Source organism: Thiohalomonas denitrificans (assembly GCF_016841685.1).
GTDB classification, from domain to species: Bacteria; Pseudomonadota; Gammaproteobacteria; order Thiohalomonadales; family Thiohalomonadaceae; genus Thiohalomonas; species Thiohalomonas denitrificans_A.
Window position 1 is genome coordinate 33,557 of record NZ_JAENYR010000009.1, and the last position, 10,898, is coordinate 44,454.

General features: G+C 59.2%; 11 protein-coding genes. 1 reads left to right on the forward strand and 10 read right to left on the reverse strand.

All coding sequences use genetic code 11. The features are described 5' to 3' along the window. Positions 1–23: 23 nt before the first annotated feature. The 5 genes from sspA to Q7L05_RS03210 all read right to left on the reverse strand — a co-directional run bounded on the left by sspA (position 24) and on the right by Q7L05_RS03210 (position 4,289). Positions 24–650 (reverse strand): stringent starvation protein SspA, encoded by a 627-nt coding sequence (gene sspA / locus Q7L05_RS03190; protein WP_303901823.1) that lies wholly within the window; start codon positions 648–650, stop codon positions 24–26. 141 nt (positions 651–791) lie between these two features. After that, a complete protein-coding gene (locus Q7L05_RS03195; RefSeq protein WP_303901826.1) occupies positions 792–1,526 on the reverse strand; it encodes a cytochrome c1 in 735 nt (244 codons plus the stop codon). Further along, the gene (locus Q7L05_RS03200; RefSeq protein ID WP_317623085.1) at positions 1,523–2,734 is read right to left on the reverse strand and encodes a cytochrome b; all 1,212 of its coding nucleotides are present in this window, start codon (positions 2,732–2,734) and stop codon (positions 1,523–1,525) included. The genes Q7L05_RS03195 and Q7L05_RS03200 overlap by 4 nt, the downstream gene beginning before the upstream one ends. Positions 2,735–2,742: 8 nt before the next feature. Continuing rightward, on the reverse strand, positions 2,743–3,336 hold the full coding sequence (petA, locus tag Q7L05_RS03205; protein WP_303901833.1) for a ubiquinol-cytochrome c reductase iron-sulfur subunit: 594 nt from the start codon (positions 3,334–3,336) through the stop codon (positions 2,743–2,745). 203 nt (positions 3,337–3,539) lie between these two features. Then, a complete protein-coding gene (locus tag Q7L05_RS03210; RefSeq protein WP_303901836.1) occupies positions 3,540–4,289 on the reverse strand; it encodes a Nif3-like dinuclear metal center hexameric protein in 750 nt (249 codons plus the stop codon). Positions 4,290–4,410: 121 nt separating this feature from the next. On the opposite strand from Q7L05_RS03210, the gene Q7L05_RS03215 reads away from it, so the two are divergent. Continuing rightward, entirely contained in the window at positions 4,411–5,577 is a 1,167-nt protein-coding gene (locus Q7L05_RS03215; protein WP_303901839.1) for a S1C family serine protease, read from the forward strand. A gap of 97 nt (positions 5,578–5,674) precedes the next feature. On the opposite strand, the gene hisC is transcribed toward Q7L05_RS03215, so the two are convergent. The 5 genes from hisC to Q7L05_RS03240 form a co-directional block, all read right to left on the reverse strand. Then, positions 5,675–6,754: a histidinol-phosphate transaminase gene (hisC, locus tag Q7L05_RS03220; RefSeq protein ID WP_303901842.1), complete on the reverse strand. Its 1,080-nt coding sequence runs from the start codon at positions 6,752–6,754 to the stop codon at positions 5,675–5,677. Positions 6,755–6,923: 169 nt separating this feature from the next. Further along, positions 6,924–8,228 carry a histidinol dehydrogenase gene (hisD, locus tag Q7L05_RS03225; RefSeq protein WP_303901845.1) on the reverse strand — a complete coding sequence of 435 codons (1,305 nt, stop codon included), beginning with the start codon at positions 8,226–8,228 and terminating at the stop codon, positions 6,924–6,926. Positions 8,229–8,604: 376 nt separating this feature from the next. Then, the gene (hisG, locus tag Q7L05_RS03230) at positions 8,605–9,243 is read right to left on the reverse strand and encodes an ATP phosphoribosyltransferase (protein WP_303901848.1); all 639 of its coding nucleotides are present in this window, start codon (positions 9,241–9,243) and stop codon (positions 8,605–8,607) included. Beyond that, positions 9,240–10,541 carry a UDP-N-acetylglucosamine 1-carboxyvinyltransferase gene (gene murA / locus Q7L05_RS03235; RefSeq protein WP_303901852.1) on the reverse strand — a complete coding sequence of 434 codons (1,302 nt, stop codon included), beginning with the start codon at positions 10,539–10,541 and terminating at the stop codon, positions 9,240–9,242. Before murA ends, hisG begins: the two co-directional genes overlap by 4 nt. 22 nt (positions 10,542–10,563) lie before the next feature. Continuing rightward, positions 10,564–10,818 (reverse strand): BolA family protein, encoded by a 255-nt coding sequence (locus tag Q7L05_RS03240; RefSeq protein ID WP_303901855.1) that lies wholly within the window; start codon positions 10,816–10,818, stop codon positions 10,564–10,566. Positions 10,819–10,898: the final 80 nt, after the last annotated feature.

The following is a 10,898-nucleotide window of genomic DNA, read 5'->3' on the forward strand; positions in this document are numbered from 1 at the left end:
GTTTGCCCCGCACCGGTCGGACTTCAGCTTCGAAGCTCACGCTCCGCTTCGCTGAGACTAGCCTGGAATGAATCACGCCCAAATAGCCGCTCGGCATACGCCACCAGCGGTGCCGCCTGTTTTGGCAGGCTGATGTTGTAGGCCGGCAGACGCCACAGCAGCGGTGCGAGACTGCAATCAACCAACGAAAAGTCATCCGCCATGAAAAAGGGCTTTTGCTCGAAAACGGGACTGACCACCACGAGACTGTCCCTAATTTCCTTGCGTGCCTTGACGGCCGACTTTTCGGGACCGTTTTCCAGCACATCGATGTAGCTGTAAAGATCCTTCTCGATTCGATAGAGCATCATCCGATTGTTGGCCCTGGATACCGGGTCCACAGGCATCAGTGGCGGATGAGGAAAACGCTCGTCCAGATACTCCATAATGATCTGGGAATGGTAAAGCACCAGATCACGGTCCACCAGCGTGGGAACCGAGTTGTAAGGATTCAGGTCGATCAGGTCTTCTGGAAGGTTATTGAGATCAACGTTGACGATATCGACATTGATCCCCTTCTCCGCGAGGACGATTCTCACCCGATGACTGTAAATGTCATTGTCACCGGAAAAAAGCGTCATAACGGAACGTCGGTTGGCGACCACCCCCATGGGAAGTTCTCCTTGCTATCAAACGAACGGGGGTTTGGGCTATGGGCCCAAACCCCTGGGTCAACCAATATATGCGGCGCGCCGCTTTCAAGAAAACCACGGGCCGGTCAGGCAGTATAGCACACCGGCCCCCACCCGGCGTCAGTGGATGTCGCGCCAGTACTCCTTCTTCAACAGATAAGCGAAAACGAAGAACACGCCCAGGAAGCCCAATACCCACCAGCCGAGACGTTCACGCTCGGTACGGATCGGTTCCGCTATGTAGACCATGAAGTTCGTCAGGTCAGCGGCGGCACGGTCGTACTCGGCCTCGGTCATGCTGCCCTCGGTAACCTGTTGGTAGCCGGTGATTACCTGGGTCTCCTGATCGCCGTGAACCACCGTCTCCAGGACGGGTTTCTTCAGACCCTCCAACTCCCACAGCGCATGCGGCATGCCGACATCCGGAAAAACGGCATTATTGACGCCAAACGGCCGCGAATCATCGACATAAAAGCTACGGAAATAGGTGTAGAGGTAGTCCGCACCCCGGGCCCGGGCCAGCACCGAGAGGTCCGGCGGTGCCGTGCCGAACCAGGTTTCGGCCTGGTCCTCAGGCATAGCCACGTTCATGGTTTCGCCCACCTTGTCAGTGGTGAACATCAGATTCTCCCGGACCTGCTCGTCACTCATTTCCAGGTCCCGAGCCATGCGGTTAAAACGCATGTACTGGGCCGAGTGGCAGCTCAGACAGTAGTTGGCGAACAACTGGGCACCCCGCTGCAGGGAGGCCTTGTCATGCAAGTCGACGGGGGCCTTGTCCAACTGGACACCACCGGCTGCGATGGTCAGTCCGGGCAGCGCCGCGATCAGTAGTGCATAGATAAACTTTTTCATTGCGTCACCCTTTCCGGAACCGGCTTGTTCTTTTCCATCTTCGTGTAGATGGGCATCAGCAGGAAGAACGCGAAGTAGATAGCCGTCGCAACCTGGGCGATAAACGTTTTGACCGGCGATGGCGCCTCCATACCCAGGTAACCCAGCACGACGAAGGCAATCACAAACAGGGTCAGCATCACCTTGTACTGCCAGCCACGATAGCGGATGGACTTGACCGGGTTGCGATCGAGCCATGGCAGGAAGAACAGTATGACCACTGCGGCACCCATGGTGACCACACCCAGGAACTTGTCGGGAATGGCGCGCAGGATGGCGTAGAACGGCGTGAAGTACCAGACCGGCGCGATATGCAGCGGAGTCTTCAGCGGGTCGGCCGGCTCGAAGTTGGCGTGCTCAAGGAAATAACCGCCCATCTCCGGCACGAAGAACACCACAATGGAGAAGAACATCAGGAAAACGACGACGCCGACAATGTCCTTGACCGTGTAGTAAGGGTGGAACGGAATGCCATCTTTCGGGATGCCGTTCTCGTCCTTGTTCTTCTTGATTTCCACGCCGTCGGGGTTGTTGGAGCCGACTTCGTGCAGGGCAAGGACATGGGCCACGACCAAGGCAACCAGTACGAACGGCACTGCGATGACATGGAAAGCAAAGAAGCGGTTCAGGGTAACGTCGGAAATCACGAAGTCACCACGAATCCACAGCGACAGCTCATCGCCTACCACCGGAATCGCCCCGAACAGGGAGACGATCACCTGGGCGCCCCAATAGGACATCTGTCCCCAAGGCAGCAGATAACCGAAGAAGGCCTCGGCCATCAGCGCCAGGTAGATCAGCATGCCGAAGATCCACAGCAGTTCCCGTGGCTGCTTGTATGAGCCGTAAATCAGCCCGCGGAACATGTGCAGATAGACAACAATGAAGAAGGCCGAGGCACCGGTGGAGTGCATGTAGCGGATCAACCAACCCCAGTTCACGTCGCGCATGATGTACTCGACAGAACTGAAGGCAAAAGCTGCGTCCGGCTTGTAACTCATGGTCAGAAAGATGCCGGTGACAATCTGGAGCACCAGCACCAGCAGGGCGAGAGAGCCGAAGAAGTACCAGAAGTTGAAATTCTTCGGTGCATAGTATTCGGAAAGGTGCTCTTTCCACATTTTGGAGGCCGGGAAGCGGTCATCGACCCAGCCCATTACGCTGTTCATGACGCTCATCAGGCGGCTCCTTTATCTTCACCCACCAGGATTCGGGTGTCGCTCAGGTATTTGTGCGGCGGCACCTCGAGGTTCAACGGCGCCGGCACACCCGAGTACACGCGACCAGCCAGGTCAAACTTGGAACCGTGGCAGGGACAGAAAAAGCCACCCCTCCAGTCGCTCCCCAAATCGGCCGGTGCGATCTCCGGACGGTAGCTGGGCGCACAACCGAGGTGCGTGCAAATGCCGATCAGGACCAGGTACTCCGGCTTAATGGAGCGCTGCGGATTCTGGGCATACTCCGGCTGCTGCGGCTGCTCGGATGCCGGGTCACGCAGCTTCTCGTCCATGGACGGCAGGTCGTCGAGGTTGCGCTCGCTCCGGCGAACGATCCAGACCGGCTTGCCGCGCCACTCGTACGTCACCATTTGACCCGGCTCGAGCTTGCTTATATCGGCTTCAACCGGGGCACCGGCCGCCTGGGCACGCGCGCTCGGCTGCATGGAAATTACAAAAGGGGCAGCTACAAAACCTACACCCACTGCACCCGCGCCTGCGGTAACAGTGGTGAGGAACCGGCGCCGACCCCTGTCTACACCTTCAGTGCTCATCAAGCCTCTCCCACTCGCTGGAAAGTTCAGTTAATCAACTCAACGCAAAAAACCACCCACCTTAGGCGAGCGGTCAAGAAAATAGTAATATTCTGTAATTGAGCAAAACCAACACGCATTTTCCCCCATCGTCTAAATAAAGGTCAAGCTGGGAGGTACCTCCATGGGGGGGGAGTCCGTGGGTGGTCGGCTTTCCAGCGCACTCAGACCGGATTCGGTACCTCGATAAAGTGGTGCTCAATCCGGAATTGTTCTGCCAGATGGCCGCCAAGGGCCTGGACCCCGTAGCGTTCGGTGGCATGGTGCCCGGCAGCGAAATAATCGATGCCGAGTTCACGCGCAGTATGCACCGTCGGTTCCGAAATCTCACCGCTTATGAATGCATCCAGCCCCAGAGCGGCAGCGTCGGCCAAAAAACCTTGAGCCGCACCGGAACACCAACCAATGCGTTCAAGCGGCCGTTCCGCGCCCCGGATATGCAAGGGAGCGCGCTCCAGGGTGCTTTCCAGCCGCCGGGCCAGTTCAATGGAGGAAACGGCCTTTTCCAGAACGGCGAAACGGGCCAAATTGTCACGCCCGAAATATCCGGTGGTCTCCAGCCCCAATAACGCTCCCAGGCGGGCGTTGTTCCCGAGTTCCGGATGTCCGTCGAGGGGAAGATGGTAACCGATAAGGCTGATTCCGGCATCGATCAGGCATCGAAGTCGTTCGTATTTCATGCCGATCACCCGCGGGTCTTCGCCTTTCCAGAAGTAGCCGTGATGGACAAGCAGGGCGTCCGCCCCCACGTGTGCAGCCCGCTCCACCAATTCGCGGCTGGCGGTGACGCCGGAAACCAGGGTGTTAACCTCCTCCCGGCCCTGGACTTGCAGCCCGTTGGGGCAGTAGTCCTGGTACTCATCGATCGCCAGCAGATCATCGGTATAGGTGACAATATCGCTGAGTCGGGCCATGGTTAACTCCTCCCTCCAGGTTTTCACCCTGTCTTGGGGTCAAAACGGGGTTGTCGAATGCAGTGGTTATTTGCCGAAGAGGCGTTAGACTGTGGAGCTCACGTCCCAATGGGAGCCGCTCATGAAGGGCTATAAACCGCTGTTATTCCTGTTCCAGTCGATTACCGTGGGGCTGGCTGCCGCCTTTGTGGTCCTGCTCTGGCGTCCGGAGCTACTGGAAAACGGTATGGTGGTGGAGATCGTCGAAAGCACCACTTCGGCCGCCGTTTCTCCCGCAAGCGGCCCGGTTTCCTATGCGGACGCCGTCGCCCGCGCTGCCCCCGCTGTAGTCAACATCTATACGCGCAAGATCGCAACGGACGATGCCCATGGCATGTTCGACGATCCCATATTCCGTCACTTTTTCGGTGACAGTCTCCAGTTCCCGCCTCAGGAACGCCGGGAGTCGTCGCTCGGCTCCGGCGTCATCGTCAACGCGCGTGGCTATGTGCTGACGAACAATCATGTCATCGAGGACGCTGATACCATTCGTGTAGCCCTGCGGGACGGGCGCAAGGCGGAAGCCGAAGTGGTCGGCGCCGATCCGGAAGCGGACCTGGCCGTACTCAAAATTGCCCTTGAAGACCTGCCGACCATAACACTGGGGCGCTCCGAGGAGCTTCAAGTGGGCGATGTCGTACTGGCCATTGGTAATCCGTTTGGTGTGGGTCAGACCGTCACGCTCGGAATCGCCAGTGCTACCGGACGCAACCAACTGGGCATCAATACCTTCGAAAATTTCATTCAGACAGACGCGGCCATTAACCCGGGCAACTCCGGCGGCGCCCTCATAACCGCCACCGGCGAATTGGTCGGTATCAATACCGCCATCTTCTCCCGGACCGGCGGCTCCCAGGGGATCGGCTTCGCCATTCCCATGACGCTCGCCAAGGGCAGTATGACTCAGATCATCGAGACCGGCCACGTCTCTCGCGGCTGGTTGGGAATCGAGATCCAGGAGATCACGGCCGAACTGGCGGAATCCTTCGGGCTGGAGAGTGAAGAGGGTGTCATTATTGCCGGCGTGCTACGCGACGGACCGGCCTATCGCTCCGGTCTGAGGCCGGGGGATGTGGTGACCCGGATCGGGGGCGAGTCGGTCGCCGATCTGCGCGACGCACTGAACACCATCACCCGGGCACGTCCGGGCGATAATCTTCTCGTCCGGGGAACTCGGGATGGTCAGCCCTTCGAGTTAGAAACGGAAGTCGCCGAACGGCCCGTACAGAGCGCGTCCCCGAAGGGGTAAGCCACAAAAGCCACAGCATTTCGCCGCAAAGGCGACCGCAAAGCATCCGAGGGCTCAACTCTGTATCCTCCGCACCTCTGCGGTGCATCATCGTCGTTTACCCGAGGCTCTCCCGCAGGGCTGTCAGGAAAGCGTTGTTTTCCTCCGGTGTACCGATGGTCACCCGCAGGCAGCCGGCGAGCGCCCCGCCGGCACGGTTCAGGTTTTTGATGAGAACGCCCCGCGCCTGCAAACCCGCGAATACCGCATCGGCATCCCCTGCCACACGCAAGAGGATAAAGTTGGCCGCTGAGGGATAGGGTGTGACGCCCCCGATATCACCCAGCGTCGAGGCCAGCCGGTCCCGCTCCTGGCGAATACGGGCGGTTTGTTCATCCAGCACCGCTACATGACGGAGCGCGAATTCGCCACTGGCCTGGGTCAGAACATTGATATTGTAGGGCAGGCGAACCTTGTCGAGTTCACTGATCCACTCCCGCGGGCCCGCCAGGAATCCCAGACGAAGGCCCGCCAGTCCCAGCTTGGAGACGGTGCGCATCACCAGCAGGTTGTCATACTGTCCGAGGCGGCCCATGAAGCTCTGTTCGGCAAAGGCGTGATAGGCCTCATCGACCACCACCAGTCCGGGCGCGGCCCTGATAATCGCAACCATATCCTCTTCAGCGAAAAGATTGCCCGTCGGGTTATTCGGGTAAGCCAGATAGACGATGGCGGGCTGATGTTCATCGATGGCCTTCAGCATCGCGTCCCGATCGAGGCCAAAATCCTTCTCCCGCAGCGGCACTCCCACATAATCCATTCCGGTGAAGGTGGCGATCATCCGGTACATCACGAACCCGGGTTCGGGGGCCAGTACGGTCCGCCCCGGTCCGCCCAGCGCCAGAGCCAGCATCTGGATGATCTCATCCGAGCCATTGCCGAGCAGCAGGTCCATCCCCGCCGGCACATCCATCGTGGCCCGCAAACGATCGGTCAGCTGGCGCGCCTTTGCATCCGGATAGCGGTTGAGCGGCACATCGCGTAACGCGTGCAGCCACTCCTCCAGGAGTTCCGGCGGCAGGGTGTAGGGGTTTTCCATGGCGTCCAGCTTGATCAGCCTGCCGGGATCCGGCACCGGATAGGCATTGATTGCCCGAATCTCGGGCCGCACCCACTTTTCGATGAGTTCTTTTTTCATAACGTCGGTTTTAACCACGGGGAACACGGGGACTTCTGATCTGAATTGTTCGCCGCAGAGTACGCAGAGAATGAATTTTCTTGAGCCGTTTTCTCTGTGCCCTCTGCGTCTCTGCGGTTACCCATAAAACGTTCGGATCAATTCCCCGTGTTCCCCGTGCACCCCGTGGTTAATGTTTCTTTATCCGATATTCGGCCGATCGGGCGTGGGCGGTGAGGCCTTCGCCGCGGGCGAAGGTGGAAGCGATTTTACCCATTTCCGAGGCGCCTTCGGGGGAGAACATGAGGAGACTGGAACGCTTCTGGAAGTCGTAGACGCCCAGGGGCGAGGAGAAGCGTGCGGTGCGCGAAGTGGGCAGGACGTGATTGGGCCCGGCACAGTAATCGCCCAGCGCCTCAGCCGTGTAACGGCCCATGAAGATGGCTCCGGCATGTCGAATACGAGGCGCCATCGCCTCCGGATCGGCAACCGACAACTCCAGGTGTTCGGGGGCGATGAAGTTGGCCACATCCACCGCCTCATCCATATCCTTCACCTGTATGAATGCCCCGCGCGCTTCCAGAGAGGTACGGATGATCTCCGCCCGCTCCATGGTGGGCAGGAGCCGTGCAATCGCTTCGCCGACCCGGTCGAGAAAGGCGCCGTCGGGGCAAACCAGGATCGATTGGGCATCTTCGTCGTGCTCGGCCTGGGAAAACAGGTCCATGGCGATCCAGTCCGGGTCCGTCTCCCCGTCACAGATCACCAGTATTTCCGAGGGACCCGCGATCATATCGATGCCGACTGTCCCGTAGACCATGCCTTTGGCGGTCGCCACAAAAATATTGCCCGGCCCGACGATCTTGTCCACCGCGGGCACCGTTTCGGTCCCGTAGGCCAGGGCCGCAATGGCCTGGGCGCCCCCCAGAGCAAATACCCGGTCGACTCCGACCACCGCCGCTGCGGCAAGAACCAGGTCGTTGACTTCGCCATCCGGGGTCGGCACCACCATGATCAGCTCACCAACGCCGGCCACCTTGGCCGGAATGCCATTCATCAGTACCGAGGACGGATAGGCCGCCTTGCCGCCCGGCACATAGAGGCCCGCGCGTTCCAGGGGGGAGATCTGCTGACCGAGCAGGGTGCCATCCGGCTCGGTGTAGCTCCACGATTCGCCCTTCTGATGTTCGTGATAGACACGAACGCGACTAGCGGAGAGTTCGAGAGCCTGGCGCTGCTCGGTGGAGATGGAGGCCAGCGCCCGCTCCAACCGTTCCTTGGGGATCTCCAGCTGCTGAACGCTCTTGACATCCATCCGGTCCAGCCAATTGGTCAACTCGACCAACGCCGCATCGCCCCGCTCGCGGACCGCCTTCAGGATGTCGCGAACAATGCCATTGACCTTGTCGTCAGAGACCCCCTCCCAGGAAAGCAGGGACTCCAACTCACTCCAGAAATCAGCTTGCTTCGTGTCGAACCTTCGGATATTCGGCATGGCTACTTTCAACTCGTGTTATTAACCGCAAAGGCGCAAAGACCGCAAAGAACTGCCTCAAGATGCTTTTCGATGGACGGCTTGGAGCCAAGCGGCGAGGACGCTGACGCCAGGAGCCTGTCGGACTTGACCGATCTGGCGAGGGAATGCCGGTTTGAGACAGATTTTTCGATCTTTCGAGGCGAATAGTGGGTCTATTTAACGAGAAAGATCCGAAAATATGGGCAAATCCGGCTTTTGCGCAGTAGATCAGTGTTAAGTCCGACAGGCTCCTGGCAACATCAAACCCGAATAGGCTTCCTAAACGTGGTGCGTATCACCGCTCTGCAACTGGCCTTTGCGCTCTTGGCGTCTTTGCAGTTCGAACGAATAGTTCCTAGGCGCGGCTCTCCACCGCTTGGGCAATGTCGTCGATGAATCGCTTGATGGTAGCGTGCTTGGTCTTCATCGAGGCCTTGTTCACTACCAGGCGGGAGCTGATATCGGCAATATGCTCCAGTGGCTGCAAGCCGTTCGCCTTCAAAGTATTACCGGTATCGACCAGGTCGACGATGTAATCGGCCAGGCCCACCAGCGGTGCCAATTCCATTGAGCCATAAAGCTTGATGATCTCCACCTGCTTGCCTTTGCGGGCATAGTAACGGCGGGTGCTGTTCACAAATTTGGTGGCTATCTTCAGGCGACGGCCGTGCTCCGGCTTATCCGTCGGTCCCGCTACCATCAAGCGACAACGGGCGATTTTCAGATCCAGAGGCTCGTACAATCCCTCGCCGCCATGCTCCATCAGCACGTCCTTGCCGGCCACCCCCAGGTCCGCCGCCCCGTACTCGACATAGGTGGGCACGTCCGAGGCGCGGATGATCACCAGTTTCACGTCGTCGCGATTGGTATCCAGGATCAGCTTGCGGCTCTTCTCCGGATCATCCACTGGCTCAATACCTGCATGGGCAAGCAGCGGCAACGTTTCCTTGAAGATGCGTCCCTTCGAGAGAGCTATGGTCAGCGGTTCGCTCATGGCATGACATCCAGCATTGCCGAGCGTTGATACTGGTGTTCGGGAATGCGGCGAATACAGGCACCCAGCTGCGAGAGCTTCTCCTCGATGCAGTCATAACCGCGGTCGATGTGATAGATACGATCCACCATGGTGTCACCCTCTGCCACCAGTCCGGCCAGGACCAGGCTGGCGGAGGCGCGCAAGTCGGTTGCCATCACAGGGGCGGCCGTCAGCCTTTCGACGCCGCGAATAACGGCGGTGTTACCCTCCAGCCGGATATTGGCCCCCATGCGCTGCAGCTCCTGCACATGCATGAAACGGTTTTCGAAGACCGTTTCGGTAATGGTGGCCGTCCCTTCGGCGACCGAGTTCATCGCCGTAAACTGTGCCTGCATATCCGTTGGGAAAGCCGGATAGGGGGCGGTATGCACGTCGACGGCACGCGGTCGGTTGCCCTTCATGTCCAGGCTGATCCAATCGTCGCCACACTCGATTTCGGCCCCGGCTTCAGTGAGCTTCGAAAGCACACCATCCAAAAGATCCGGCCGGGTATCCTTGAGCTTGACCCGACCGCCACTGATGGCCGCAGCCACCAGGTAGGTGCCGGTTTCAATGCGATCCGGCAGCACGCTATAACTTCCGCCACGCAAGCGCTCCACGCCCTCGATGACGATCGTGTCGGTACCCGCGCCGGAGACCCGTGCACCCAATGAATTCAGGCAGCAGGCCAGGTCCACCACTTCCGGCTCGCGTGCGGCATTCTCGATAACACTGGTGCCCTTGGCGAGGGCCGCAGCCATCATCAAGTTTTCAGTACCGGTCACCGAGACCAGTTCCATCATCAGCTTGGCGCCCTTCAGACGGCCGGGAGTGGAGGCCTTGATGTAGCCGTTTTCGACGCGGATATCGGCACCCATCTGCCGAAGTCCGTCGATGTGCAGATTGACCGGCCGCGAACCAATGGCACAGCCCCCCGGCAGCGACACCTCGGCCTTGCCGAAACGTGCCAGCATCGGCCCCAGCACCAGAATGGAGGCACGCATGGTCCGCACCAGTTCATACGGGGCGTAGAAGTTCCGAATGGTTGAGGAGCGCACCTCGATATTGAGCTTCTCATCCACCACCAGCTCGACGCCCATATTGCCGAGCAGTTCCATGGTGGTGGTGATGTCATGCAGGTGGGGGACATTGCACACCGTCACCGGCTCATCGGCCAAGAGAGTGGCGGCAAGGATGGGTAGCGCTGCGTTTTTGGCGCCGGCAATGCGGATCTCACCATTCAAAGCAGCGCCGCCGGTAATAATAAGTTTGTCCATTCGGCAGAGAGGTCCGTTCCGTTCAGTCGACCTTGAGCTTACTCGCCGTCGCCCACTGGGCCGGCGTGTAGCACTTGATATTTATCGCATGGATCTCGCCGCTGGTGATCCGATCGCCTAACGCGGCGTAGATCATCTTCTGCTGCTCCACCATCGACTTCCCGTCAAAAACCTCGCCAATGGCGGTGACGTCAAAGTGACTGCCATCGCCCTGGACGGTGACATCACACCCCGGCAGCCCGGCTTCGATGAGCTCTTTAACCGCTTCAGGTTCCATAGTGACTCCAGAATCCACAATAGCCGCCCATCTTAACGCGCGCCCGAAGGTCCTGTCATCCGTCCTGAATCCGGGATGAG